The 26,559-nt window shown below is 60.2% G+C and carries 26 protein-coding genes; 19 read left to right on the top strand and 7 right to left on the bottom strand.

Going from position 1 to position 26,559, the window contains the following annotated elements; all coding sequences use genetic code 11:
- Nucleotides 1-40: 40 nt before the first annotated feature.
- Nucleotides 41-1,306, bottom strand: a complete 1,266-nt coding sequence (locus tag ACP7B0_RS05130) for an arsenic transporter (RefSeq protein ID WP_426139876.1) — start codon at nt 1,304-1,306, stop codon at nt 41-43.
- 47 nt (nt 1,307-1,353) lie between these two features.
- Nucleotides 1,354-2,607 (bottom strand): MFS transporter, encoded by a 1,254-nt coding sequence (locus ACP7B0_RS05125; RefSeq protein ID WP_426139874.1) that lies wholly within the window; start codon nt 2,605-2,607, stop codon nt 1,354-1,356.
- 344 nt (nt 2,608-2,951) lie between these two features.
- Between ACP7B0_RS05125 and ACP7B0_RS05120 the strand changes: the two genes are divergently transcribed.
- Together ACP7B0_RS05120 and ACP7B0_RS05115 are read left to right on the top strand one after the other, a co-directional pair.
- Entirely contained in the window at nt 2,952-4,436 is a 1,485-nt protein-coding gene (locus ACP7B0_RS05120) for a PAS domain S-box protein (RefSeq protein WP_426139872.1), read from the top strand.
- Between the two features lie 155 nt (nt 4,437-4,591).
- Nucleotides 4,592-4,852 (top strand): DUF1652 domain-containing protein, encoded by a 261-nt coding sequence (locus ACP7B0_RS05115; protein WP_426139871.1) that lies wholly within the window; start codon nt 4,592-4,594, stop codon nt 4,850-4,852.
- Here ACP7B0_RS05115 and ACP7B0_RS05110 read toward each other — a convergent pair.
- The 3 genes from ACP7B0_RS05110 to pseH all read right to left on the bottom strand — a co-directional run bounded on the left by ACP7B0_RS05110 (nt 4,841) and on the right by pseH (nt 7,761).
- Nucleotides 4,841-5,146 carry a DUF6482 family protein gene (locus ACP7B0_RS05110; protein WP_426139868.1) on the bottom strand — a complete coding sequence of 102 codons (306 nt, stop codon included), beginning with the start codon at nt 5,144-5,146 and terminating at the stop codon, nt 4,841-4,843. The two genes, ACP7B0_RS05115 and ACP7B0_RS05110, sit on opposite strands and share 12 nt — an antisense overlap.
- Nucleotides 5,147-5,323: 177 nt before the next feature.
- Nucleotides 5,324-6,907, bottom strand: coding sequence for an aldehyde dehydrogenase (NADP(+)) (locus ACP7B0_RS05105; RefSeq protein WP_426139867.1), 1,584 nt, complete (start codon nt 6,905-6,907; stop codon nt 5,324-5,326).
- A gap of 305 nt (nt 6,908-7,212) precedes the next feature.
- Complete coding sequence (gene pseH / locus ACP7B0_RS05100) at nt 7,213-7,761, bottom strand: UDP-4-amino-4,6-dideoxy-N-acetyl-beta-L-altrosamine N-acetyltransferase (protein ID WP_426139866.1); 549 nt, start codon at nt 7,759-7,761, stop codon at nt 7,213-7,215.
- A 152-nt stretch (nt 7,762-7,913) separates the two neighbouring features.
- Between pseH and ACP7B0_RS05095 the strand changes: the two genes are divergently transcribed.
- Both ACP7B0_RS05095 and ACP7B0_RS05090 read left to right on the top strand, forming a co-directional pair.
- Complete coding sequence (locus ACP7B0_RS05095; RefSeq protein ID WP_426139865.1) at nt 7,914-8,444, top strand: GNAT family N-acetyltransferase; 531 nt, start codon at nt 7,914-7,916, stop codon at nt 8,442-8,444.
- Between the two features lie 85 nt (nt 8,445-8,529).
- On the top strand, nt 8,530-9,183 hold the full coding sequence (locus tag ACP7B0_RS05090; RefSeq protein WP_426139864.1) for a TetR/AcrR family transcriptional regulator: 654 nt from the start codon (nt 8,530-8,532) through the stop codon (nt 9,181-9,183).
- Nucleotides 9,184-9,210: 27 nt separating this feature from the next.
- Here the strand turns inward: ACP7B0_RS05090 and ACP7B0_RS05085 are convergent, their stop codons facing one another.
- Nucleotides 9,211-11,982 (bottom strand): glycoside hydrolase family 3 protein, encoded by a 2,772-nt coding sequence (locus ACP7B0_RS05085; RefSeq protein ID WP_426139862.1) that lies wholly within the window; start codon nt 11,980-11,982, stop codon nt 9,211-9,213.
- Between the two features lie 480 nt (nt 11,983-12,462).
- Between ACP7B0_RS05085 and ACP7B0_RS05080 the strand changes: the two genes are divergently transcribed.
- The 14 genes from ACP7B0_RS05080 to ACP7B0_RS05015 all read left to right on the top strand — a co-directional run bounded on the left by ACP7B0_RS05080 (nt 12,463) and on the right by ACP7B0_RS05015 (nt 24,497).
- Nucleotides 12,463-12,696, top strand: a complete 234-nt coding sequence (locus ACP7B0_RS05080; RefSeq protein ID WP_426139860.1) for a hypothetical protein — start codon at nt 12,463-12,465, stop codon at nt 12,694-12,696.
- Nucleotides 12,697-12,783: 87 nt separating this feature from the next.
- Nucleotides 12,784-14,508 (top strand): type II secretion system ATPase GspE, encoded by a 1,725-nt coding sequence (gene gspE, locus ACP7B0_RS05075; protein WP_426139858.1) that lies wholly within the window; start codon nt 12,784-12,786, stop codon nt 14,506-14,508.
- Complete coding sequence (gene gspF / locus ACP7B0_RS05070) at nt 14,505-15,707, top strand: type II secretion system inner membrane protein GspF (RefSeq protein WP_426139856.1); 1,203 nt, start codon at nt 14,505-14,507, stop codon at nt 15,705-15,707. Before gspE ends, gspF begins: the two co-directional genes overlap by 4 nt.
- Nucleotides 15,708-15,727: 20 nt before the next feature.
- Nucleotides 15,728-16,159: a type II secretion system major pseudopilin GspG gene (gspG, locus tag ACP7B0_RS05065; protein WP_426139854.1), complete on the top strand. Its 432-nt coding sequence runs from the start codon at nt 15,728-15,730 to the stop codon at nt 16,157-16,159.
- 8 nt (nt 16,160-16,167) lie between these two features.
- Nucleotides 16,168-16,605, top strand: coding sequence for a pilus assembly FimT family protein (locus tag ACP7B0_RS05060; RefSeq protein WP_426139852.1), 438 nt, complete (start codon nt 16,168-16,170; stop codon nt 16,603-16,605).
- Nucleotides 16,602-16,979, top strand: a complete 378-nt coding sequence (locus ACP7B0_RS05055; protein WP_426139850.1) for a type II secretion system protein — start codon at nt 16,602-16,604, stop codon at nt 16,977-16,979. The genes ACP7B0_RS05060 and ACP7B0_RS05055 overlap by 4 nt, the downstream gene beginning before the upstream one ends.
- On the top strand, nt 16,976-17,596 hold the full coding sequence (locus ACP7B0_RS05050; RefSeq protein ID WP_426139849.1) for a prepilin-type N-terminal cleavage/methylation domain-containing protein: 621 nt from the start codon (nt 16,976-16,978) through the stop codon (nt 17,594-17,596). Before ACP7B0_RS05055 ends, ACP7B0_RS05050 begins: the two co-directional genes overlap by 4 nt.
- Nucleotides 17,593-18,315 carry a type II secretion system minor pseudopilin GspK gene (locus ACP7B0_RS05045; protein WP_426139847.1) on the top strand — a complete coding sequence of 241 codons (723 nt, stop codon included), beginning with the start codon at nt 17,593-17,595 and terminating at the stop codon, nt 18,313-18,315. Before ACP7B0_RS05050 ends, ACP7B0_RS05045 begins: the two co-directional genes overlap by 4 nt.
- Complete coding sequence (locus ACP7B0_RS05040) at nt 18,312-19,385, top strand: PilN domain-containing protein (RefSeq protein WP_426139845.1); 1,074 nt, start codon at nt 18,312-18,314, stop codon at nt 19,383-19,385. Before ACP7B0_RS05045 ends, ACP7B0_RS05040 begins: the two co-directional genes overlap by 4 nt.
- Nucleotides 19,360-19,971: a type II secretion system protein GspM gene (gene gspM / locus ACP7B0_RS05035; RefSeq protein ID WP_426139844.1), complete on the top strand. Its 612-nt coding sequence runs from the start codon at nt 19,360-19,362 to the stop codon at nt 19,969-19,971. The genes ACP7B0_RS05040 and gspM overlap by 26 nt, the downstream gene beginning before the upstream one ends.
- Nucleotides 19,968-20,492: a hypothetical protein gene (locus tag ACP7B0_RS05030; RefSeq protein ID WP_426139842.1), complete on the top strand. Its 525-nt coding sequence runs from the start codon at nt 19,968-19,970 to the stop codon at nt 20,490-20,492. The genes gspM and ACP7B0_RS05030 overlap by 4 nt, the downstream gene beginning before the upstream one ends.
- Complete coding sequence (gene gspD / locus ACP7B0_RS05025; RefSeq protein ID WP_426140076.1) at nt 20,492-22,774, top strand: type II secretion system secretin GspD; 2,283 nt, start codon at nt 20,492-20,494, stop codon at nt 22,772-22,774. The genes ACP7B0_RS05030 and gspD overlap by 1 nt, the downstream gene beginning before the upstream one ends.
- Before the next feature lie 71 nt (nt 22,775-22,845).
- Nucleotides 22,846-23,565: an alpha/beta hydrolase gene (locus ACP7B0_RS05020; protein ID WP_426139840.1), complete on the top strand. Its 720-nt coding sequence runs from the start codon at nt 22,846-22,848 to the stop codon at nt 23,563-23,565.
- 185 nt (nt 23,566-23,750) lie between these two features.
- On the top strand, nt 23,751-24,497 hold the full coding sequence (locus ACP7B0_RS05015) for a hypothetical protein (protein WP_426139838.1): 747 nt from the start codon (nt 23,751-23,753) through the stop codon (nt 24,495-24,497).
- Nucleotides 24,498-24,601: 104 nt separating this feature from the next.
- Here the strand turns inward: ACP7B0_RS05015 and ACP7B0_RS05010 are convergent, their stop codons facing one another.
- Entirely contained in the window at nt 24,602-25,633 is a 1,032-nt protein-coding gene (locus tag ACP7B0_RS05010; protein WP_426139837.1) for a DUF4917 family protein, read from the bottom strand.
- A 173-nt stretch (nt 25,634-25,806) separates the two neighbouring features.
- Between ACP7B0_RS05010 and ACP7B0_RS05005 the strand changes: the two genes are divergently transcribed.
- A complete protein-coding gene (locus ACP7B0_RS05005) occupies nt 25,807-26,538 on the top strand; it encodes a GntR family transcriptional regulator (protein WP_426139835.1) in 732 nt (243 codons plus the stop codon).
- The last annotated feature ends 21 nt before the right edge of the window (nt 26,539-26,559 follow it).

Genomic DNA, 26,559 nt, shown 5'->3' with positions numbered 1-26,559 from the left:
GGCCCCGGCGCGGTTGTTGTCGTCTGCAAGCCGTTGCTATTTACCCCCCGGTTGTCAGGGACAGCGCCGCCAGCGCGCCCATCAACGCCGGGGGCATGACCAGAATGCCCAGCCGGAGAAAACCGAGGGCGGTGACGTTTTCACCTTCGCGGCGCACCGCAATCAGCCACAGCAACGTGGCCAGCGAACCGGTGATCGACAGGTTGGGGCCCAGGTCGACCCCGATCACCAGGGCGCTGGTGATTTCCGTGGGCAGGTGCGCGATAGGCCCGACCGAGCCTGCAATCAAACCGGCTGGCAGGTTGTTGATCAGATTGCTGGCGATGGCCACTGTAACGCCCGCGCCCCACGTGGCCTGGGTGCTTGAACGTTCCGCCAGGGCTTGCAGCGCATGGGCCAGATGATTGATGACACCGGTTTGCGCAAGGCCCTCCACGAGCACGAATAACCCCGCCACCAGTGGCAACACCCCCCACGACACACCTTTGAGCACCGGCAGTGGGCTTAATCGTTGGCGCAGGTGAATCAGACCGGCCGTGGCCAGCCCCGCACAGAACGTCGGCAACCCGAGCGGCACCCCGAGCGCCGACGCACTCAGCAGCACGATGCCCGTCAACACGAGGCCGAACGCGGTGAGGCGGGCGCCGGTGGAAAACGGTTGCAGGGTCACGGCGGTTTCCAGCGGCTTGCGCAGATGGGCGCGCTGAGTGAAGCGCAGCACCAGATACGTCAGGCCGATGGCGGCAATCGATGGCAAGGTGAAATGCCAGAGCCAGGTCAGCAAGGGCGGCATGTGGCTGCCGAAGATCACCAGATTGGCCGGGTTGGAGATGGGCAGCACGAAACTGGCTGCGTTGGCGATGAACGCGCACACGAACAGGTAGGGCAGTGGCTCGGCCCTGGCTGCCTTGGCCGCTGCGTATACCGCGGGCGTCAAGACCACCGCCGTGGCGTCGTTGGACAGAAACACCGTGACCAAAGTGCCCACCAGAAACACCAGATCGAACAGCCGCTGTCCCGAACCACGGGCATGTTGTGCCGCGTACATGGCGAGCCAGTCGAAAAGGCCTTGTTGGCGGGCAAGTTCGGCCAGGACCATCATGCCGATCAGGAACAGGTAGACATCCAGCCCTTCGCCGACGGCGTGCCAGGCGGTGTGCAGCGGAATAAGCCCGGTCACTGTCAGCAGAACAGCACCGCTCAGGGCCCAGACAAATTCCGGGACGTGCCATGGACGAAAGATGACGCCACAGGTGGCCAGGGCGGCCACGATCCAGATGGCCGTTGACGGGTCGAATGCAGGCATTGAACTACTCGAAGATAAAGACGGCAGACAAGACGTTCAGGGTGATTTCAGGTTTCAGCCAGTGCAGCATTTAAAGGTTTACGGGTTTCGTTGTCATGGGTTTTCAGCGTTTCCGGCATCGTCAGCAGCAGGATGAACGCCACCGCTGCAATTCCCGCAAGCGTCAGGAAGGCGGTGCTGTAGCCCGCCGCCTGCACCACGAATCCGGCCAGGCTGTTGCTCAGTGCCGCGCCCAGGCCGAAGATCATGGAAAGTGCGCCGAGGCTCACATTGAAGCGTCCGGTGCCTTGAGTCAGGTCCTTGACCACCAACGGGAACAAGGCACCGAACAGACCGGCGCCTATGCCGTCGAGCAACTGCACCGCCACCAGCCAGTAGGGATCGTTGGACAACACGTACAACACGCCACGGATCGGCAGAATCAGAAATCCGGCCAGCAACAAAGGCTTGCGCCCCCATGCATCTGCCTTGGCACCGACCAGCAGCGCCATGGGCACCATCACCAGTTGCGCCGCCACGATGCACGCGGATGTCAGCGGCGTTGCCATGTGCAGGTTGACCTGTGCGAGCTTCTGGCTGACCAGAGGCAGCATCGCTGCGTTCGCCAGGTGAAAAAGCGCACAGCAGATGGCGAACAGCAGCAGTGTCTTGTTGTGCAGTACCACGCTGAGCCCGGAAGGTTGAGCGACGTGGTGATCGTGGTCGGCCTCCAGACCCCGGGCCACGTCATGATCAATGGCCTTGGCGGACACGCAACTGACCGCAATCACACTCCCCAGCGCCATGGCGCCCATCAGGTAAAACACCGCCACCGGGCCGAACAGCCAGGAGAAACCACCGGCCAGAAGCGCCGCGCAGGCGTTGCCTGCATGGTTGAAGGTTTCGTTACGTCCGGTACGGCGAGTGAAGGCCCTGGGCCCGGTGATGCCCAGGGAAATAGCGGCAATGGCCGGTGCAAATACCGAGGCGGCAACACCGCTGATGGCCTGGGTCAAGGCCACGAACGTAAATGACGACGTCCAGGGCAGTACGATGCAACTGAGGGTCACCAATAAGGCGGCAACAGCCACCACCGCACGTTTGCTCCGCGTGCGGTCAATCCATGCCCCGGCGGGTGCCTGGGTGATAAGCCCGGCGATGGCGGCCACGGTCATGACCACGCCAATGCTGGCCGGGTCCCAGTGATGCACGGCCAGCAGATAGATGGCCAGATAAGGCCCGAGTCCGTCACGCACATCAGCCAGGAAGAAGTTCAGCCCGTCCAGCGACAGGTTATTGCGACGTAATCCCGCAGCGTCCACGTAACGCCTCCGATAAAAGCGCCCTGCGCCGACAACTGTCGCGCCGGACGAGTCATTCCGATGTCCCGGCAAACCGATGCATGGCTGCGTTGTTCCGCCCGCGAGGTTTGACCTCCACGGTTCTGGAAGTGTTCCGCCCGCGGACGGATTTTCTTCGCGCCAGCGTTGAGTCAAAGGTGCAGTGGGCATCGGCCCGGCAACGGGCCTGCATTTTTTTGCGCCGGTCGCTGCAGTGCAGTGGAATTCGTGGCGCGTCATCAAGGTCCAAACGCCAGGCTGAACAACACCGTTGAATGACTTGGCCGCCCTGTAAGCCCCGCGAAATGACCCCTTAAGGAGAAGCAATGAGTCAGGCTGTTCTTGAAAGCGAAACCGATCGGCGCCAATTGCAGGCAATCATTTCCGGGCTGTCCGATGGGGTGCTGTTGGTCGAGATGGACAAGACGATCATCTGGGCCAATGACGCTGCCCTGGCCATGCATGGCGTGGACAAGGTCGAGGAACTGGGGGCTGACTCCGGCGAGTACGCGTCGCGTTTTGCCTTGCGCTATCGCAATGGCCATGCGCTGACGAAAAAGCAATACCCCATCAACCGGGTCGCGGCGGGGGAGACGTTCAGTGACATGGTGGTCGAGGTAAGGCCCATGGATGATGAAGACAAACACTGGGTACACCGCGTACGCAGCATGACGCTCAAGGGCGGCACCGGCGAGCCTGAGTTGCTGGTCTTGATCATGACCGATGCCACTGAATGGGCCAGTGCGGAACAGCGCTTCGAACGGACCTTCAATGCCAACCCGGCGCCTGCGGTCATTTGCCGCCTCAGTGATCTGCGTTACATCAAGGTCAACACGGGTTTTCTGGAGATGACAGGCTACAGCCGCGAGCAGGTGATCGGCCGGTCAGTCTACGAAGTCGACGTGCTGGAGAACGCCGAGCGCAAGGATCTGGCGGTCCAGCGGCTCAATGACGGCCTGACTATTCCCCAGATGCAAGCAGACCTCGGGCTGCCGGATGGCAGTAACAAACTGGTTATCGTTGCCGGTCAGCCGCTGGATATCAACGAGGAAGACTGCATGTTGTTTTCCTTCATGGACCTGGAGCCGCGGCGCAAGATTGAAGCTGCCTTGCGACAGAGTGAGGAACGCTTCGCCAAGGCGTTTCGCCTGACCCCGGTGCCGACACTGGTGTGCAGCGCTGACCTTAGACACGTGGTGGAAGTCAATGAGGCGTTCCTCAATACCACCGGTTTCAGTGCGGAGGAGGTCACGGGCCGTTCCCTCAAAGAGATCGATTTTCTCGAAGGCAGGAAAACCTGCGACCAGCTTTTCGAGGCGCTGGAAAAATCCGGCCGCATCGAGGGGATGGACCTGAAAGTCTCCAGGAAAGACGGCGATATCATCGACTGCGTCGCCTCGGCAGACACCGTCAGCATTCAGGGTGCCACCTGTTATCTGCTGGTGTTGATGGACATCACCGAGCGTAAACGCTCGGAGGCCGAGTTGGTGGGCGCGCTTGAAGAGGTCATGCAGGATGCCTCTTGGTTCACCCGTACGCTCATCGACAAACTTGCCAACGCCAGGAGTGTCAAACGGCCGGAGCTGCCCAGCACCTCTCTTGTCGACCTGACGGCCAGGGAAAAGGATGTGCTGGGCCTGATATGCGAAGGCCTGGCGGACAAGGAAATTGCCGCGCGACTAAGCCTGGCGCCCAATACGGTGCGCAATCACGTGGCGACCATGTACTCGAAACTGGGCCTGCACAGCCGGTCGGAAGCCATTATCTGGGCGCGTCAGCGTGCTCTGTTTACGACCGACAAGCGCAAATAGAGGCGGGGGTCCATGGTGCGAATGCACTAGTCATGATGGTGCAAATTCGTCTATTTTTTTTGACGGATTATTTCTAACCTGACTGTCCTAAATGGACCCTTGCAGGGAAAAAAATTGCACATATCAAGATGCCTGACCAGAACAGGCGGACGCTCATGACTTACCTGTTGCAGGTGCGCCAACTGATCGAGAGCAGTTTCGAGCCTATGGCATGTGAATGCGTCATTTGCTCGGACAGTTCTCTGACCGTTCGCGTATTCGACCGCCTTAGCGGCCGGGTCGATCTGGTCGTGACCGGGATCGCGGTCGATACCCTCAAGACTCACGATGACGTGCATACGCTCATTGATGAGCTGCGCGATGAAATCGCCAGTGTCAGCGTGGGATTGGACATTAAGCAGCGCTCACAGGCTTGAGCGAAACGGAATCGGCTCACGGTTGGGGGCGGCATCGTTGTCAGCCAATCCGACCATTTCGTCGTAAACAGCCGGTTGCACCAGGAACAGCGGCACTTGCGGTACCCCCTCCAGATACTTACGCGCTTCTTCTACCGACGCGACATGCAAGGTGTCGCCGTGGCTGTCCTGCACAGGATGGGAAGCGCCCTGCATCAAGGCATGAATGACGTAAGAGCCGCCTTCCACGGTCACCAGTTGTATTTCCTGAATCTCATCGGCTTTCACGTGACGGGTCAGTTTTTTCAGGTCCATGACGTTGCCCTCGGTAGTAGACGGTGGAATACAGCCTCTAGGGTTCGAGACGGTCTTACTGCACGAGTTCAGTCTTTTTGGACGCGGCGTTTGTTTAGTGGTGAGTGGCTGGATGGACATGCATAAAAAAACGGCGCGGCTTATAGGCCGCGCCGTTTATCTGACAGACGTCAGCTGTCAAGCGATGGGCTGGTCGCTCCACTCGCTGTTGACCAGGCGCTTGAGGCCCAGCGGGTTAGCATTTTGCAACGCAGCCGGAAGCAGCGCATCCGGGTAGTTCTGATAGCAGACCGGGCGAAGGAAGCGATCGATTGCCAGCGTACCAACCGACGTGCCACGGGCATCGGACGTCGCCGGGTATGGACCGCCGTGGACCATGGCTTCGCAGACTTCAACGCCAGTCGGATAACCATTGACCAGGATACGACCGACTTTCTCTTCCAGCACCGGCACCAGCCATTGGTACTTCTCAAGGTCCGCCGGTTCGCCGATCAGGGTGGCGGTGAGCTGGCCGCGCAGGGCTTGCAGCGCGCTTTTCAGCTCGGCATCGTCAGCGACTTCAATCACCAGCGTTGTAGGGCCGAACACCTCTTCCTGCAACAGTTCGTCGCCGTTGAGCAGCAGGCTGACGTCCGCCTTGAACAGTTGCGCCTGTGCCTGCTTGCCTTCCTGCGGCTTGCCGGCCAGGTGAGTAATGCCAGGGTGCGACAACAAGTGCTCGACGCCTTTGCTGTAGCTGCGCAGGCCGCCGGAATTGAGCATGGTTTGTGCAGGCTGGCCGCCCATTTGCTCTTTGAGCTGCTCAAGGAACGCATTGAACTCAGGGGAGCCAATGCCGATCACCACGCCCGGATTGGTGCAGAACTGACCCGCGCCCATGACCACCGAAGCGGCCAGATCCTTGGCCACGGTTTCGCTGCGCGCCGACAGCGCTTGCGGCAACAGGACCACCGGATTGATGCTGGACATCTCAGCGAAAACCGGGATCGGTTGAGGACGCTCGGCAGCCATTTTGCACAGTGCATTGCCGCCGCTCAGGGAACCGGTGAAACCCACGGCCTGAATGGCCGGGTGCTTGACCAGCCCTTCGCCAACGCCGCTGCCGAAAATCATGTTGAACACGCCTTTAGGCATGTGGGTTTTCTCGGCAGCGCGAATGATTGCGCAACCCACCAGGTCAGCAGTCGCCATGTGGCCGCTGTGGGCTTTGAACACCACCGGGCAACCGGCGGCCAGTGCGGCAGCGGTATCGCCGCCAGCCGTGGAGAAGGCCAGTGGGAAATTGCTGGCACCGAACACGGCAACCGGGCCAACGCCGATGCGGTATTGACGCAGGTCGGTACGCGGCAGAGGTTTGCGGTCCGGCAGGGCGAGGTCGATGCGCGCACCGAGGTAATCGCCACGACGCAGGACTTTAGCGAACAGACGCATCTGGCCGCTGGTGCGACCGCGTTCGCCCTGGATACGCCCGGCAGGCAAGGCTGTTTCCTGGCAAACGATGGCAACGAAGTCATCGCCGAGCTGATCCAGCTCATCCGCGATAGCCTCGAGAAATTCTGCGCGACGGGCAGGGCTCAACTGACGGTATTCAGGAAAGGCGCTTTGCGCCGCCAGGGCGGCAGCGTCGATTTCCGCGTCGGTGGCTTGATAGAAACTGAATGGCAGCGCTTCGCCCGTGGTGGCGTCGAGACTTTTGTGTTGCGGCTCGCCGAGCGCGCTGCGTGCGCCAGCGATGAAGTTATGGCCGAGGACATTAGGCATCTGTGTCTCCTGTTCTTATTTGCGGGTTTAGGCAGGTGTGTTGCCTGCCCTAGAGATCTGCCAGCCGTTCTTCGCCTCTGTTTTACGGAGCCGGAACGGCAGATAAAGCGAAAAAGTCGACAGTCATCGTACAACTAGTGGTCGGACTGCGCAACCGGCGATGCCATGACCTCAATCGGCGGCGGACCGGATGTTTTACCCTTGAAGCGCCGGATCTATCCGGGAGGGCGATGGTTCAGACGACGGTCACACGTTAGTCGTTCCCACGCATTCGGGAATGAATGCTTTCCTGCGATGAATCAGGCTTACCGATTCAACCTGTCTATTACCGCCGCTATCGCTGGTCGATGTGCAGCCCATTCACTTCGTGTAATACCCAGCAGCACCACATCGATACGTTCGCCGTTTTTGATGACGTTCTGGCGACGCACGCCTTCCACACTGAATCCGAATTTCTGGTGCAGGCGGATCACGGCTTTATTGCTCGCCAATACTTCGCAGTTAAGTTTTTCAAGCTGTGCTGCCGAGAAAGCATGGTCCAGCAACCAGAACTCCACTTGACTGCCGACGCCTTTGCCTTGCAGCGCGCTGTCCAGATAAAACGCCCAGTCGGCGCTGCGATGGGCGACGTTGATCGCATTCAGCGCAACGACCCCGCAGGCGCGTTCACCCATCATGACCACGAATACCGTTTGGCGCGGGTTGTCGACCAGTGCTTGCAGCCAGGCGGCGTGCTCGGATTCGCTGATTTCGTGATCGCTGTACATGAAACTGCGCACTGCAGGCTGATTGCGTAGGACTCGCACCTGGGCCTTTATCGAGGGCGAGGCTTCCAGCAAGGGCAGGAACTGCATGGGGTTTCCCTATAAAAATCATCAACGCAGATTACTTCCACGCGGCCAGCGCGGCAATCAACTCTGACAGACGTGTCGAGCCCAGGCTTTATTAAGCGATGGGCGAGCGTCATCATTGCCGGATTTTCCGGTATTGCCCACGAGACCTGAACATGAACCCAGACCTGATCCTGCGTCCAGCCCGCGAAGACGACATGCCGGCCGTCCAGGCTATATACGCGAAGCACGTGCTGACCGGCCTCGCCAGCTTCGAGCTACAACCCCCGTCCCTGGAAGAAATGCTCCGCCGTCGCGCCGACGTGTTGGCCGGGAATTTGCCGTATCGGGTGGCTGAACTGGCCGGCAACATCGTGGGTTACGGCTATGCCACGCCGTATCGGCCGCGTCCGGGGTATCGCTTTACGGTGGAGGACTCGATTTATATCAGCGACGGCATGGGCGGGCAGGGCATTGGTCAGGCGCTGCTGGCTGAAGTCATCGAGCATTGTGCGCGCGGTGGCTGGCGGCAGATGATCGCCGTGATCGGCAACAGCGAAAACGTCGCGTCGATCCGTCTTCATGAGCGGCTGGGTTTTCGGCACGTCGGGGTGTTTGAGGCGGTGGGTTTCAAGCACGGCCGCTGGGTTGACTCCGTGCTGATGCAACGTGCATTGGGCGAGGGCTCATCCAGCCTGGCTGAGTGAGTGTTGGGGCCGATACCTTGGGTCTCTGATTGCGAGAATGTGCCTTTCTGGTTAGGGTACGCGGCTGTTTGAGAAGGAGCTTGAAATGACACAGCCCAATCCGCCCGGAGCCGTCGCGGAACCACCGGCTACCCCCAGGCATCGCCGAGCGCCCAAAGGCGAAAAACGCCGCGAAGAGCTGCTTGATGCCGCATTGCAGGTGTTTTCTCTGGAAGGTTACACCGGTGCTTCCATGGCCCAGGTGGCCGCCATCGTGGGCATATCGGTGGCGGGTTTGCTGCACCATTTTCCCAGCAAGATCTCCCTGCTCATGGGCGTTTTGCAGCGGCGCGACGAGGTCAACCTGAAGATCGCCAACGAAGTCCGGGCCGAAAAAACCTTGTCCGGTTTGTTGAACAGCCTGCGGGCGATCAATCGTTCCAACGCAACGGCACCCGGCGTGGTGCGCGCCTTTACCATTCTGAATGCTGAAAGCCTGGTGGAAAATCAGCCAGCCTGGCATTGGTATCAGGAACGGTATCAGGGCATCTACAGCCGTATGCACGGCCAGTTTGCTGATCTTGTAGAGGCGGGGGAGGTGCGCGCCGATGTGGATCTGGCGGGGTTGATCCAGGAGATTCTGGCGATGATGGACGGCTTGCAGATCCAGTGGCTGCGTTTTCCCGACCAGCTCGATCTGGTAGAGCGTTTCGATAGCTACATCGCACGGGTCGAAGTAGCGATAAGAGCTCGTCCCTGAGCCTTGATCTATCCCTGGTTCAACCGATCAATTGTCTTCGGTTGTGTCCATCTCGTCGCTGTTCTGGTTCAGAACGCCGCCGGTCTTGACCGCTGGCAGTTCACGCAACGTCGAGTTCAACGCCGAACGGGGCAGCGGGTTGCTGGTGGTGGTCGACAGTTCCTGGCGGAACGGGTTGACCAGCTTGGCATTCAGGCGAATGTCCTGAGACGAAGCGCCCACCGACAGGTTGAAGCTGTCCGCGTCCACGACCCACTGCTTGCTGTTCACGTCGTAGTAAGCCAGCGAACGGTCGTTGAGCTCGATGGTGACGCGCTTGCTTTCGCCCGGATTCAGGAACACTTTTTTGTAGCCCTTGAGTTCCTTGATCGCGCGTTCGACTTTCGGGTTCTGCTGACCGACATACAGTTCGGCCACTTCAGCACCCCCCACCTTGCCGGTGTTGGTCAGGTCGAACGATACCTTGATCGGCGTATTGCCCACGGCGACACCTGGGGTGACGCTGATATTGCTATAGCCGAACGTGGTGTACGACAGACCGTAGCCGAACGGGTAGAGCGGCTTGATGCCTTTCTTCTCGTAACCGCGATAGCCCAGGAACAGATCGTCCTTGTAGCTCATCTCGGCGAGGGTTTCCTCATTGTCGAATTTCGGGAAAGTCGCGTAGATCGGGTTGTCTTCAATGTTGCGTTCAATGCTGATCGGCAGTTTGCCGGACGGGTTGACCTTGCCGAACAGAATCTCGGCCAGGGCCTGACCACCGTTCTGCCCAGGGTAGAACGCGTGCAGCGCGGCCGGAACCTGATCGACCCAGTCACTCATTTTCAGCCCGGTGCCGCCGTGCATGGTCACGACGGTGTTCGGGTTGACCTTGGCGATGTTCTGGATGAGCTCGCTCTGGAACTCCGGCAGATCAAAGCTATGGTCGAAACCTTCACCTTCGTATTCGTTGCTGTTGCCCACGGCGACCAATACCGCGTCGTACTTGGACAGGTCCTGCGGTGCAACCAGGGATGCCCAGCTCATTTGCACGCCCACCAGGCCGCCCATCGTCGAGATGTAACCTTTGCGACGGGAGTATTCCAGCTTGATGTCGTAGGCTTTGCCGGCTTCCAGATTGACCTTGGCAAACTCTGGAATGGTCGGCGGGATGCTGTTATTGATCAGCGGTTTGCCATCGCCGTTATCGATGATTTTCTTGCCATTGACCCACAGGCGAATCGCACCGTCGGCACGTACCTTGAACACCTGATCGCCACTGACGGTCGGGGTGAACTGGCCGCTGTAACGGATGGACGTGTTGGAGTCGTCGCCGGTAATCGCGCCGCTGGTATTGCCGGTGTAGTCAGTGGACGTGTTGCCCGTGCTGTAGGCATCGTTCGCGCTTGGCAGAGTGCCGTCGGACCAGTCGAGATTGACATGGGCGTCGGTACGGCTGACCGACGGATCGCCAGACCAGTTGGCGTTGCTGAAGAACTCGGCTTTCAGACCCTTGACGGTCTTGCCTGCGGTGTCGGTGCTGGTCCAGTTCGACGTGGTCTGGTCCAGAGAAAGGCCATCGATGAACTCGACCTTGGCGCCCTTGGCGATCTGTTGCACGCCGCTGAGCTCGCTGACGTAGTTGGCGGCCATGACGTTGGCGCTACCAAAACCGGTAGGCGGAGCGTATTTGGCCAACGTGCCGACCACCGCAATGGTTTTGACTTTCTTGGCGTCCAGCGGCAGCAGGCTGTCCTGGTTTTTCAGCAGCACGATGCCTTCACGCGCGGCGTTCAGGGCGACGCGATTGCTGGTGGAGCTGTTCATGTTATGGGTGGTCAACGGCGCCTTGCTGTTGAACTTGTACAGGTAGATCTGCTTGAGAATGCGGCGGACCTTGTCATCGATGGTGGCGCTGCTCAGCTCGCCGCTGTCCAGGAACGGCTTGAGGATGGTGCTATTCATCTGATAGCCCATCATGTCCAGGTCAGTGCCCGCCTGAGCGGCATTCAACCCGTTGACGACAGCGTTGTAATCGCTCTGGACGAAGCCTGGGTAGCCCCACTCGGTCTTGAGGATGTCACGCATCAAATGCTGGTTTTCGCAGGCGTATTCACCGTTCACTTTCTGGAACGCGCACATCATCATCGCCACTTTGCTGTTCTTCGAAGCGGACTCGAAGGCCGGCAGGGTCATCTCACGCAACACACGCTCGCTGATGATCTCGTCAAGGTGGAAGCGATTGCTTTCCTGATCGTTGGCCGCGTAGTGCTTGGCGTTGGCCCAGACACCACGGGACTGAATGCCGTTGATGACTGCGGGACCCAGGCTTGCCCCCAGGAACGGGTCTTCACCGGAGAGGTATTCGAAGGCTCGGCCGCTGTAAGGCATGCGGTACAGGTTGACCCCAGGACCGGTGATGAACTGGTAGCCACCCGAAGCGGTGTCGTAGCCCAGGGCGCGGCCCAGGTCGATGGCGCGACGCGGGTTCCAGGTAGCCGCCAGGTTCGGGCCGGACGGGTAAACCACGCCCTGATCGTTGCCTTCGCTGGTGTAACGCACACCGACGCCACCGTCGGCACCGTGAATCTGTGGAATGCCGTACTGGGTCAACGGCTTGACGTCCCAGCCGCCGGTTCCGCCGATATAGGCGAGTTTCTCTTCCATGGTCATCTTGGCCAGGGTCTTGTCAGCGGCTTTTTCAGCCCGCGTCACCATGCCTTCGTTCAGCGCAGGGCTGGTTGCCGCATTCACTTGCGACACCGCCAACGCCAACAGGGCCAACGCCGACTGGGCGCCGATCATTTTCCGTTTGTTCATGTGTATCTCCGACAACTGCTCATTCAAATTCACGACCGGGAAATGATATTCCTGGCGAATGGTTTTACTTTTTTACAGGCAATAGTTGACCCGTTTCGCAACTTTCGAACTTGGGTGTTCGTTGCGAGAATCAATTAATTTCGACGATTTAATATTGTAATAATTGTCTGATGTGCTCTTTTGTATGCCATCTAAATGCCATCACATAATGGTGGCGAAGAGGGCTCTGGCGGTGCAATTAAGACAATTCTTGTCACAGGAAGTCAAACAAAAGCTCGTTTTGTGTGCGTTTTGACTTTTTTTCTTACAATTGTGAACTCTTGCTAAACCTACCGGTCAATTGGTTTAAGAATTTCCGGCCTGTCAGTCATGTAGGCCGATGACCGCGTGTCGAAGTTCCAGCTAGTGGTATGGAGTTGCCCAGGTTATTCTCGGGGTGAGTTCGTGCGTATTCCCTATATTTGTATGTGGAGATTGTCTATGAAGTTGCCCTTGATTACGGCGAGTGTTGTATTGGGTTTTGCTCTGTGTGGGTCCGCCATTGCCGCTGATGCAACTGACGCCGACGCTAAATCCGGCGCTGCCGACTCCACGGTCATGACGCAGACTCACGATGCCAAGGCCGTGAAGAAGCAGAAGACCGAAACCACCAAGGGTGGTCGTCCGACCATCACTCAGGGCGCCAAGGCATCCACCCAGAAAGCTCCCAACTGATAACGGTTAGAGATTTCTGATCACGGGCTCCCCGTCCGGGGAGCGCTGTGAGCATTGCTGCTTCGATTGACACAGATGTCCTTGCCCATGCCGTTAACCCCCGTTGATGCCTCCCGATTGCTGATTCCCGATGCCGAGCAGGTCTGCGCCTGGTTGATGGAAAATGCCGGTCTCAAGACCGTGGATCTGGAACGCGCCCGCCGTCTGGCCCAGGAGTCCGAAGGCACTGAGTTGCTGGGGCTGTTGACGCGTCTGGGATTGGTGTCCGAATTCGAATTGGCCCGGGCGTGGTCGGCGTTGCTCGATGCGCCGCTACTGCTGGCCGATTCTGCGCCGCCGATACTCGACCCGTTGCCGACCCTGACCGAGCGCTTCATGCGCCAGTATCAACTGGTGCCGGTGGGCTGGAGCCACGGCGGATTGCGGGTGTTGGCGGCCAATCCCAGCGTGCTGTACCCGTTCGAAGCCGTGGCGTATGCCTGCGGCGTGCCGGTGTGGTTGTCCATCGGGCCGCGCAATGAAGTGGAAACCCTGATCGAGCGTTATTACGGCCAGGGCCGCTCAGCCATGGGCACGCTGATCGAGAACCTCGACGAAGAGGGCGGTGCACTCGAAGACATCGAGCACCTTAAAGACATGGCCTCCGAAGCACCGGTCATTCGCCTCGTCAACCTGATCCTGCAGCGCGCTGTAGAGAACCGGGCGTCGGACATCCACATCGAACCCTTCGAGAGCCAGCTCAAGGTGCGCTATCGCATCGACGGCGTGCTGCATGAAGCTGAAGCGCCGCCGTCGAGTTCATCCGCCGCGGTGATTTCCCGGGTCAAGATCATGGCGCGGCTGGACATCGCTGAACGCCGCTTGCCCCAGGACGGTCGCATCATGTTGCGCATTCAGGGCAAGGAACTGGACCTGCGGGTGTCCACGGTGCCCACCAGTTTTGGCGAGTCGGTCGTGATGCGTCTGCTGGACCGGCAGACCATCAACTTTGATTTCCCGAGCCTGGGTTTCGATGGCGAGCGTCTGGACGAATTCCTTGAAGTGCTCGAACGTCCCCACGGCATTCTATTGGTCACCGGGCCGACCGGTTCGGGCAAGACCACCACGCTGTACACCGCGTTGTCACGGCTCAATACCGCCGAGCGCAAGATCATCACCGTTGAAGACCCGGTGGAATACCAGCTCGAAGGCATCAACCAGATTCAGGTCAAACCGGCCATCGGCCTGGACTTCGCGGGTGCGCTGCGCTCCATCGTGCGTCAGGACCCGGACGTGATCATGATCGGTGAGATGCGCGACCTGGAAACCTGCCGCATCGCCATTCAATCGTCCCTGACCGGCCACCTGGTGCTCTCGACTTTGCACACCAACAGCGCAGCGGCGAGTATCACTCGATTGCTGGACATGGGGGTCGAAAGCTATCTGATTGCCTCCACCGTCAACGGTATTCTTGCCCAGCGTCTGGTCCGGCGTCTGGACCCGGCCACGCGTGAAGCCTTCGAAGCGCCGCCTGAACTGATTGCCGAACATGGGCTGGATCGCTTCACCGATGAACGCCCGATCCTGCTCTACAGGCCCCGTGCCGACGCGCCCGGTGGTGGTTATCGTGGCCGGAGCGCGATTACCGAACTGCTGGTCATGAATGAAGAACTGCGCAGCCTGCTGATGCGCCACGCCGATGCCTCCACGCTTGAGCAGGCAGCCCGTCGCGGCGGATTGCGCACCCTGCACGAAGAAGGCCTGCGTCAGGCGGTCGCCGGGGTGACGTCACTTGAAGAAGTGCTGCGCGTGACGCGCGGTGAAGGCCATTGAGCCTGTTCAAATACCGCGCCCTGGACAGCCAGGGCGCTGCGCAAAACGGCAACCTTGATGCCAGGGATCAGGCCGCTGCCGTGGCGGCACTGCAAAAGCGCGGCCTGATGGTGCTGCATATAGAAGCCGCAGGCATCGGCGGCCTGCGCAATGCGTTCGGGCAAGGGCAATTGAACGGCGCGGCGCTGGTGAGTTTCACCCAGCAGTTGGCGACGTTGCTGGGCGCGGGTCAACCCCTTGAACGCTCCCTGACCATTTTGCTGAGGCAACCCGGTCAGCCGCAGACCCGCGCCCTGATCGAGCGCATTCGTGAACAGGTCAAAGCCGGTAAACCGTTGTCCGCCGCGCTGGAAGAAGAGGGCACTCAGTTCTCTTCTTTATATATCAGCATGGTCCGGGCAGGCGAAGCCGGGGGTGCACTGGAAAGCACCCTGCGCCAGCTCAGTGACTATCTGGAACGTAGCCAGTTGCTGCGCGGCGAAGTCATCAACGCGCTGATCTATCCGGCCTTTCTCGTCGTGGGCGTGCTGGGTTCGCTGGCGCTGCTGCTCGCCTATGTGGTGCCGCAGTTCGTGCCGATCTTCAAGGATCTGGGCGTGCCGATCCCGCTGATTACTGAAGTGATCCTGGCCATGGGGCAGTTTCTCAGTGCCTACGGACTCATGGTGTTGATCGGGCTTATCGCGTTGATTTGGGGCATGGCGGTGCGCTTGCGCGATCCACAGCGGCGCGAGCGTCGGGATCGGCGCCTGCTGGGTATCCGCATTATCGGTCCGTTATTGCAGCGGGTTGAGGCGGCCCGTCTGGCGCGCACCCTTGGCACCTTGCTGCATAACGGCGTGGCCTTGCTGCAAGCGCTGGTGATTGCCCGACAGGTCTGCACCAACCGCGCCTTGCAGGCGCAAGTGGCGCAAGCCGCCGAATCGGTCAAGGGTGGGGGAACCCTGGCCAGTGCCTTCGGGTCCCAACCGCTGCTGCCGGATCTGGCCCTGCAAATGATTGAGGTCGGTGAACAGGCTGGTGAGCTGGACAGCATGCTGCTCAAGGTTGCCGATGTGTTCGACGTGGAGGCCAAGCGCGGCATCGACCGTATGCTCGCGGCGCTGGTGCCGACCCTGACGGTGGTCATGGCGGCGTTGGTGGCGGTGATCATGCTCGCCATCATGCTGCCGCTGATGAGCCTGACCAGCAATATCTAAACACTTGAGGAATGATTGCAATGAGCCGTACCCGATTCAACGTTGCACCCGGCCGTAAACAACGCGGCTTTACCCTGCTGGAAATGCTCGCGGTGATCGTGCTGCTGGGCATCGTCGCCACCATCGTCGTGCGTCAGGTGGGCGGTAACGTCGACAAGGGCAAATACGGCGCAGGCAAGGCGCAATTGGCGAGCCTGAGCATGAAGATCGAAAGCTACGGGCTGGACGTTGGTTCGCCGCCCAAGAGCCTTCAGCAACTGATGGAGAAATCCGGCAATGCCACCGGCTGGGCCGGTCCCTACGCCAAACCGTCGGATCTGAAAGACCCGTTCGGTCACGCCTTCGGTTATCGCTTCCCTGGTCAGCACGGCACCTTTGACCTGATTTTCTATGGTCAGGACGGCCAGCCAGGCGGCGAAGGTTACAGCGCCGACCTTGGCAACTGGGAATAACAGGTCTCATGCAAACGCCTGTTGCGAGCCGAGGGTTCACCCTGATGGAGATGCTGGTGGTCCTCGTCTTGATGAGCATCGCCGTCGGCCTGGTGGGTTTCGGCTTGCAACAAGGGATGCGCGCCGCCAAGGAGCGGCAGGCGGTGGGCCAGATGGTGGACGCGCTGCGAGCAACCCGGGTCAGGGCGATCGTCACCGGGCAGCCGGCCAGAACCGTGTTTGACTTGCGCAAACAGGCATTTCAGGCACCCGGTCAGCGCGTCCATCACTGGCCGTCGGAATTACACGTCACGTTGCAAACCGCTGCGGAGATGGGTTCGACCGTGGAGTTTTACCCCGACGGCGGCTCTACCGGCGGCAATCTGTTGGTGTCCAACGGCGATCATCGTTGGCGTATCGATATCGGTTGGTTGACGGGCAGCGTTCAGTTCAGGGCGCTGCAATGAGACGTACCGCTCAGTCGGGTTTTACCCTGCTGGAAATGCTCGCTGCGCTGACCGTAATGGCAGTGTGCAGCAGCGTGTTATTGGTCGCCTTCGGCCAGAGTGCCCGTTCGCTACAGCAAGTGTCGCGCAGCGACCGGCTTAGCCAGGCAGCGCGCACGGTGTTTGATCAGGAAGCGGCGGGACCGTTGCAAAGCGGCACGCGCACGGGGGTTCTTGGCGGTGACATCGCCTGGCAACTGCTGATCCAGCAACAGCCCACTCAAGCGGGGCAGGCGCGCTTGTACCGGCTGGACCTGACCGTCAGTGAAGACCGCCGCAAGGCCACGTTCAGCACCTTGAAACTGCGTGGCGCGACTGACAAGGCGGGCGCTTGAAGCCGCGTCAGCGGGGCTTCACCCTGCTGGAAATCATGCTGGTGCTCAGTTTGTTGGGCGTGCTGCTGACCTTGGTGGGCGGCGCATTGCTGGGGGCCAACCGCGCGGTGCTCAAAGCGCAGCGCTACACCACCAGCCTGGACGAAATGCGCGCCGCCCAGCGCTTTTTGCGCAGCTCGATTGGCCAGGCGCTGCCACTGGACAGTTCCGAGGACGACAGTGAAAGCAGCGGTTTCTTTGTGGGCTCCGCCGGGCGGCTGGCGTTTGTCGCGACGCTGCCGGGCGAGCTGGGCGGTGGCATTCAACTGCACACGTTGGCGCTCAAGGGCACGGATCTGCAAGTGGCCTTCGCGCAGGTTCAGTCCACTGCCGACGGCACGGTGGCCAAGCCTTGGGGCGACCCCCAGGTGTTGGTGCGCAATGTTCAGTCGTTGAATTTGAGTTATCGAGGTGTGACGCCCAAGGGTGAAGCGACCGGCTGGATGAGCGATTGGCCATGGCCGACGCGCTTGCCGCGTGCGGTGCGTATCGACGCTCAGGTCAATGGCCCGGTGCCGTGGCTGACCGAAGTGGTGGCCCTGCGCCTGGATCTGTCCGGCGGAGCGGGCGGCCAATGAAGCATGAACGGGGCGTCGCGCTGCTGTTGGTGCTTTGGGCATTGGCCTTGCTCAGTCTGTTGCTGGGTGGTCTGGCGGGCTGGGTGCAACTGGAAACCCGTCAGGCCCTGTACGCGCGTCAGCACACTCAAGCACTGCTGGCGGCGGAGGCGGGGCTGGCACTGGCGGTGCAGGGGCTGGCCGATCCGGTTGAGCGCAAGCGCTGGATCGCCGATGGCCGGGAAATCGCCTTGGGTTTCGATGATGCGCAGCTGCGGGTCAGTGTGCGCAGCGAGCGCGGCAAGCTGGATTTGAACAGCGCCGTGGTGGGCGATATTGCCCGGCTGGTTCAGGCGTGCGGCGGCACCAAGGCGCAAGCCACCACCCTGGCTCAGGCGCTGGAGGGCTTGCGCGGCAATGGTTCGCCACCGCTGCGAGTGATCGAAGAAGTGCGGCCGCTGCCTGGCATGACCCAGGCGCTGTACCAGCGTCTGCTGCCGGAAATCACGTTATGGAGCGGGCTTGACCGGCCCGATCCGGCCTTTGCTTCGGCGTTGTTGCGCCGGGCGTTGAACCTGCCGAATCAAAGCCCTGTTGGCGCCGATCCGGGTCAGGTGTTGATGATCGAAAGTCGGGCACAACGAGCGGGCGGTTTTACGGCCCGTTTGCAAACCACTGTTTTATTGAGCCCATCGGAGGGAAGCGCACAGCCTTATCGGGTGCTGCGTTGGCAAGAATGAATCGACTATTTTCCAGCCGGCTGGCGCCTGTTTTTGCGCCAGTACAGGCCTTGGCAGAGCGCATCGCCCAGGAATGGCGGGGCAGCCTGCTGCAACGGGGATGGCGGTTGTGGCTGGTCGAGCTGCGGGCCTGCCTGCCGGACACGCTTCAACGGCTGTTGATCCACGACACGCCGGAGCACCTGCACGCCTGGCCCTTGACGGCACCGGTACCGGTGTTGCCTGCCGACGTGCAGCAGATTCTTGTTCTGCCGCCCTCGGCAGTACTGGTGCAAACCCTGCAACTGCCCCTGGCCGCAGCGCGCAACCTGACCACCGTGGTCGGTTACGAACTGGACCGGTTTACGCCATTCGATGCCGCACAACTGAACTTCGTGGTGCGTCAGGACAAGCGCAGCGGGGCCGTCATCCACGTCACGCTGGTCGCCATTCTGCGTGAGCGACTGGATCAGATTCTGGCCGAATGCTCAGCCCTTGTTTTGCAACCCCATGCAGTGGATGTGCGCGGCAGCAACGGCCAACCCATGGGCATCGACTTGCTGCCGATCCCGCTGCGTGCGCGCCAGCCGCGCAGCGGCCGGGGCCTGCAACGCAAGCTGTTCTGGTTGTGCGGCATTTTGTTGGTTGTCGGCATGCTGTTGTGGCTCAACGACCGCCAGCGCGTTTTAAGTGAAATGCAGGCCACCGTGCAGGCGCAAAAAGCACAGGTCGCCCAGATCCAGAAAATCCGTCAGCAGTTGACCAACACCCGTGGCGCGGCCAACTACCTGATCCGTCGAAAATCCGCACAACCGACGCTGGCTGCGCTGCTCAACGAGCTGACCGCGTGCCTGCCCCGGGACACCTGGATCGACCAACTGGAAATCAATGACAGTGCTGAAGTGTCCTTCTCCGGGCAAAGCGCCAAGGCCAGCGCCTTGATCGCACGAATCAAAGCGTGTCACAGCCTGGAGAGCGCCCAGTTCCAGGGCGTGATTCAGCCTGACGCCCAGACCGGCAAGGATCATTTTTCCCTGCGCGCCCACCTGCATCAGGAGGCCGCCGATGCGCCGACCACTGACACCCCGTGAACGTCGCGGCGCGGCCCTGATGGTGCTGGCGCTGGTGCTGTGCGTGGCTTATTGGCTGCTGATCGACAGTTGGTTCGCCGGCCCGCTGCGGGAGATGAACCAACAGGCCGGGCAGTTGCGTGAACAACAGCAACGTTACGCCGGACTGTTGAGCCAGGGCGATTCACTCAAAAAGCAATTGGAGCATGCTCGCAATGACCCGGCCAGCAGCACCAGCCTGCTACCCGGTGAAGACCCCAGCGCCGTCGCCGCCGACCTGATGCAGCGAATCGCCGATCTGATTGCTCGCCATGCCAGCACCGGTCCGGGCTGTAGCCTGACCCAGCGCATGCCCATCACTCCCGAGCAGGACGGGGCCGAGCCCTATCGGCAGGTGAAAGTCAGCCTGACCCTGGAATGCGGCATCGAACCCTTGACCGCCATCCTTCACGAACTGGAGTACCAGCGGCCATTCCTGTTCGTGGATGAAATGAGCGTGCGCCGCGATGCCAACGCGCCCGCCAAAGGCGGTGCCGGCAAGCTGGTGGTGCATCTGCTGGTGCGCGGGTATCTGCAACCGGCCGCCATTGTGGAGACGGCCCCATGATCGGTTCACTACGACCTCTGGAGTGGACCTTGCTCGGCATTGCCGCGCTGCTGGGGTTGCTGATTGTCGGCATTCTCGGCGGCGTGGCTGACTCGCCCCGCTGGTTGCCGGAGCAAGCGCCGCGCCGCTTGACCACTGACGCGGGCAACACCCCTGTCGCGCCTGATCCGAACCTGCAAAGTTTGTCCGCCACCTGGCAGGCGCCGCTGTTCAGCACCGACCGCAGCCCGGATCAGTCGGTCGGCAAGGCCCAGGCATCGAGTCTTGCGGGTCTGGTCCTGACCGGCGTCGTGATTGACGGCGACCTGCGCGTGGCGTTGATCAAACGTGGCGACGGACCGCCGCTGAAAATACATCAGGGCCAGTCTCTGCCCAACGGCTGGAAGCTGGAACAGCTGAAGCCGACCGAGGCCGACTTCTCTTCCGAGGGACGTACGCAAACCCTGAGCCTGCGCGCTCCGCGTCTGCCGCCGCCGTCCACCACACCCCCCATTTCTCTTCCCCGTGAGTCCACCCCGTGATCGCTACTTTTCCAGGAGTTCGTAATATAGCCACCTTGCGCACCCCCATGCTGTGCCTGGCAACCGCCGTCGCCCTTGGCGGCTGCGCGTCTACTTCCAGTTCTGTCGATCAGGATGACGACCTGCTGCGCGAGGCCATGCAAGGCACCGGCTCCCAACGCGCCCCGGTGGACCCGCGCAGCGAACTGCCGCCAGCCGATACTCAGCAGACGCAGGCCGCGACAGCGCCTTCGCGCCAGTTGATCCGCGGGAACCAGCAATTTGTGCGTAAACCGGCGCAAGCTCCTGCGGCACGGGCTTCGGCAACCGGCGACATCGTCTTCAACTTCACCAATCAGCCCATCGAAGCGGTGATCAACAGCGTCATGGGCGATCTGCTGCACGAGAACTACAGCATTGCTCAGGGCGTGAAGGGCGATGTGAGCTTCTCGACCTCCCGACCGGTGAACAAGCAGCAGGCCCTGTCGATTCTTGAAACCCTGTTGTCCTGGACGGACAACGCGATGATCAAGCAGGGCGACCGTTACGTGATCCTGCCCGCCAATCAAGCGGTGGCAGGCAAACTGGTGCCGGAAATGGCCGTGGCCCAGCCGTCCAGTGGCATGTCGGCGCGGTTGTTTCCGTTGCGTTATATCTCCGCCACGGAAATGCAAAAACTGCTCAAGCCCTTTGCCCGGGAAAACGCCTTCCTGCTGGTGGACCCGGCACGCAACGTATTGAGCCTGGCCGGCACGCCGGATGAGCTGGCGAACTATCAGGACACCATCGACACCTTCGATGTGGACTGGCTCAAGGGTATGTCGGTGGGGGTCTACGGCCTGCAACGTGCGTCCGTGGGCGAACTGATGCCCGAGCTGCAAAAGATGTTCGGCCCGGAGAGCGGCATGCCGCTGGCGGGCATGGTGCGTTTTTTGCCCGTGGAGCGAACCAATTCCATCGTCGCGATCTCTTCGCAGCCTGAGTACTTGCGTGAAGTGGGCGAGTGGATTCACGCCATCGACGAAGGCGGTGGCAACGAGCCGCAGATGTACGTCTATGACGTGCGCAACATGAAAGCCTCGGACCTCGCCAAATACCTGCGCCAGATCTACGGCAATGGCGCTATCAAGGACGATGTGGCCGCCAAAGTCGCGCCGGGCCTGCGCACTAAAACCCTGTCGTCGCTCAATTCCAGCAGCACTTCGGGTTCGATGAGCAGCGGTGGCCTGGGCAACAGCAATGGCACGGGCGCGCTGCAGAATGCCAATGCTGACGAAGAGCAGGGTTCCGACGCCGAAACCGATGGGGACAGCCTCGGTGGTGACGGCGACGCCAGCGCAGAGCAGGGCGGCGAGTCCGGCACAGCGACGAAAAGCATCGATTCCAGCACCCGCATTACCGCGCAGAAAAGCAGCAACCAATTGCTGGTACGCACCCGTCCCGCGCAATGGAAGGAAATCGAGTCGGCCATCAAGCGCCTGGACAATCCGCCCCTGCAAGTGCAGATCGAGACGCGCATTCTGGAAGTCAAACTCAGCGGCTCCCTGGAACTCGGCGTGCAATGGTACCTGGGCCGTCTGGCGGGCAATTCCACCAGCACCACCGTGGCCAATACCGCTGGCAGCCAAGGCGCGCTGGGCTCCGGTGGGGCCGGGCTGGGCACGGATTCGCTGTTCTACTCGTTTGTCAGCACCAACTTGCAGATTGCCCTGCATGCGCTGGAAACCAACGGCCGCACCCAGGTGTTGTCGGCACCGTCGCTGGTGGTGATGAATAACCAGTCGGCGCAGATCCAGGTGGGCGACAACATCCCCATCAGCCAGACCACCGTCAACACCACCAACTCCGACACGACCCTGAGCAGCGTTGAATACGTCCAGACCGGCGTCATCCTTGACGTGGTTCCCCGGATCAATCCGGGTGGCCTGGTGTACATGGACATCCAGCAGCAAGTCAGCGATGCCGGTTCCACCACCGACACCGAGACCAACCCCCGCATCTCCACCCGTTCGGTCTCCACGCAAGTGGCGGTGCAAAGCGGACAGACCGTGCTGCTCGGCGGTCTGATCAAACAGGACAACAGCGACAGTGGCACCGCCGTGCCCTACCTGGGGAAAATCCCTGGCCTGAAATGGTTGTTCGGCAGCACCACGAAAACCAAGGACCGCACCGAGCTGATCGTATTGATCACGCCGCGTGTCATTACCAGCAGCAGCCAGTCGCGGCAGGTCACTGACGACTATCGCCAGCAAATGCAGTTGCTGCGCCCGGAAAAACCCCACCAGGCAAGCGTCGACGATTAAGCGCGTATCATGTCGCTCGACACCCGCGTCGCGCCGCCTGATCAGGCGGCGCTCTTATGAGGTCATGACACATGCTGAAGTTTTTTGCTGCGCTGCTGTTGGTTTGCTCGGGGTGGGTTCAGGCACAGGACGCGCTGCAAACCGATCTGCCCTTGAGTTACCTGGCCGAGGTCAACACTCAAGCCAGAGACAAACCGCTGGTCATCTTCATGCATGGCTACGGCAGCAACGAGCAGGATCTGTTCGGCATCAAGAATGCGCTGCCAGGGGATTACAACTACCTGTCGGTGCGCGCACCTGTGCAGTTGCGGCCGGGCGCTTACCAGTGGTTCACCCAGAAACCGAACACGGCCCAGTACGACGGCGTGACCATCGACCTCAAGCGCAGCGGTGAGCTGTTAAGCCGTTTCATCAAGGCTGCCGCCGAGAAATACCATACGCAATCGAGCCAGGTCTTTCTGGTGGGGTTCAGCCAGGGCGCGATCATGAGTTATGAAGTTGCCCTGCGTCATCCCGAATCAGTGGGCGGCATCGCGGCCCTGAGCGGTCGCCTGTTACCGGTCCTGCGCTCCGAACTCAAAGCCAGCCCGACGCTGGCCGGACTCAACGTCTTTATCGCTCACGGCACGGCCGACGCCCGTCTGCCATTCAGCGGAGCGAAGGATGCCCGGACGTTTATAGAAACCCTGGGGATCACTCCTGAGTTCCACAGCTATTCCGGTGTCGGTCATACCATCAGCGAAGCGGAAATCGATGATCTGGACGCTTGGTTGAAGAAGGTTGCGGGCTGATAGAAGGCACGTATTCACGCATCATCAACGCAGATAAGTCCTCGCATTTCGGCGGCTTTTCCGGATAATGGCGCGGCGACATTACAGCGGGCCCTTGCAGGGCTGGCTTTCTCTGGCGTGCGCCTGACATTCTGCGCGCGCCCGCTACTCGTTATCCCAGACAATCGAACAAGGCAAAAATTGCAATGGATGCAGCACCACAAAGCAACAAACTCTCTATGATTTTCACCAAAATCACTGCGGGCATAGGCAGTCTGCTGGGCATTCTGTGGGGGATTTTCACCTACGTGTTTCCCGACCCGAGCGTCTTCGGTTTCAGCGTCGAGTTTCTAAACTGGAGGACAATGATTGCTGTGGTCGCTGCGCTGACCCTGGTGGGTGCTCTGTGTATTGCGATCCTCGCTCGCAAGTTACCGTATCTGCTTAAGCGCAGCGTCTGGCTAATGCTGTCCGTAATCTTGTGCGGCGTATTTTTCAAGCTGGGCAGCGAATATGCCAGGCCCTCTTTTGATTTTGCTCGAAGCCAAAGGGTCATTCTGGAAAACAGCAATGCCAATGTTTTCGGAAAACGTGTGGAAACTGTTGATAACGTGCGTATCGAGTTGCTGGATTGTGAACAGAACGGCCAAGCGCCAACCTGTACCATTGTGCTGACCAACAATAATTCCGATCGGGATTTTCGTCTGAACGCACCTACCAGCCTGTTTGAAGAAACCGGTGGGGCACTCAATCTGACCCAGTTGCGGGTTGGCGATGCGAAGTACGACCGATGGGATTCATTCCAACTGATCCGAAACGTCCCCACTCGCTTGACACTTATTTTTGAAGCCGCCCGGGGACGCGTAAAGGCTTCACCCGCCTTGAAATTGACGTTCCGCGACCGGGAAAACAAAGATACCGTTCTCAAGTTCAGCGAGGTGAAGGTTAATTAGTATTTGCAGGCTGGCGCAGTGGTGGAGGCAAAGTCGCAGCTTGTCGAGCACGTAGTGATCAGTCTGCCTTCCTTCGAGTCGCTCGCCTGAAGTCCGTCTCAGCCTTAGTGCGCAGCGCCACCCAGGGTTTTCAGACGGCTGGCAGACACCAGCAAATCCGGATTGCCCAGCGGGTGGGTCTGGGCATTGAAGAAGGTCAGGTCAATCGGTTGCTCTGCGAACAGCGTCAGATAATGGCGTTTCTGATGCGCAATGAACGCTTCGCTGCGCGGGTAAATGGAAATGGCAATGCGCTTGGGACGGGCCTGGCGGATGGCATCGACGATGTGCGTGTCCTGTTTGCCCAGGGCATGACCGAATATGCACAGCGCATCGGCATGTTGTGCCAGTTGTGCATGGCAGAACGACAGGTAGTCGGAGCTGCGGATGATCCGCAGTTTTTCCTCGCTGGTGCCTTCGCAGATGAACAGCGGCACATCATCCAGCGCGTTGATGGCAAAGCTGCCCAGCAAGGTGCTGCCTGAAGACAGCAGCTTGCGCACCGTGCCATCCAGGTTTTTCACCAGGTGCATGCCGCCGTGCAGGTAAAACATGCGGGCTTGTTTGGCGTTGTCCGCATGGGCATCGAAAGTCGCCTGTTCGTCAAACCGGTCATCGAAGTGTTCGGGCGCGTGCATAACAGCCCAGTAGGCGAGCAGGTCGTAGTTGGTGGAGTAGATGCTGTGATACTGGCGAAGCTCGGCGCTGATCTGTGCCAGGGTGTTTTCTTCCATCAAACGCCACGGGATGTGCACCGAACGGATCGCGTGGATCAGCGCTTCCTTGATCGCAAAGTAGCGATTGCGCGGGGAAGACGAACTGATGGTCAGGGCGGCATTGACCCGCATCGTGGTTTTCAGGGCGTTGAGCACCGGCTCGAAATTGCTCGTCTCCAGAGCGCTGAACACGGCCAGTTCGGTGCGGCTCATGGGGTTGCTGCGGGTGGTCTGGGACAGGTCGAACAGCGAGTCGTAGGCGAAGTTCTTCCACACCGCGAGACTTGCGCCGTTACCCATCAACAAACCCCAGCGATCATCGCTGGTGGTGCGCAGGTCGTTCCAGTTCGCCAGTTCGGCATCAATATCGGTTGATTGCATGTTCTCGCTTCGCCACAGGTTCCAGACCGCCACCAAGCTGTGTGTCGATGGCTAAACTCCGCCATCTTATAGAAAAACGATCTATAGGATTCGCTTGTCTTTGCCTTGACGAGCGTTTGTAACGCGATAATACTTCGTCTCAAATTCATATAGATGACTAGATCAATAAAAACATGAACAGACTTTCCAGCGATGAACGCCTCCCGCTTTATCAACGTTTGCGTGACCAACTGGCTGAGCAGATCGCCAATAATCGTTGGCGTCCGGGCGAAGCGATTCCTACCGAAGCGGCCCTGTCCAGCGAGTACTGCCTGTCCACCGGCACGGTGCGCAAGGCCATTGATATGCTGGTGGCCGACAACATTCTCGAACGTCAGCAGGGGCGGGGAACGTTTATCCGTCGTCCGCAATTTCAGTCATCGCTGTTTCGCTTTTTCCGTTTCCAGACCGCTGCGGGCGAGCGTCAGGTGCCCGAGAGCCGGATTCTGTCCATCGAACCCATGACGGCGCCGTCCGCCGTCAGTCAGGCCTTGAGCCTGGTCCCTGATGCGCCGGTCATCCGTCTGGTGCGTCTGCGGTTGCTGGATGCACAACCGGTACTGGCTGAAGAAATCTGGCTGCCGCGGGTGTTGTTTCAAACGCTGCTGGACACCGACCTGCAGCTTCACGGCCCGTTGCTTTATCCCATCTATGAACACTTGTGCGGCCAGGTCGTGGCCTACGCCGAAGAAACCCTGACCGCCGAGGCCGTCAGCGACGTGCATGCACGGTTGCTGCACATTCCGGTGAATAGCCCCGTGGTGGTGATCGAGCGTCTGGCTCGCAACTACGCCGGACAACCGCTGGAATGGCGTCGCTCCCGCGGCCATGCCAGCCATTTCCGCTACAGCGTCGAAATCCGCTGATCGCGCCTGTACTTGCCGTTA

The organism is Pseudomonas sp. DWP3-1-2 (genome assembly GCF_049896285.1).
Lineage (GTDB): Bacteria > Pseudomonadota > Gammaproteobacteria > Pseudomonadales > Pseudomonadaceae > Aquipseudomonas.
This window is presented reverse-complemented; position numbering and strand designations above follow the sequence as displayed.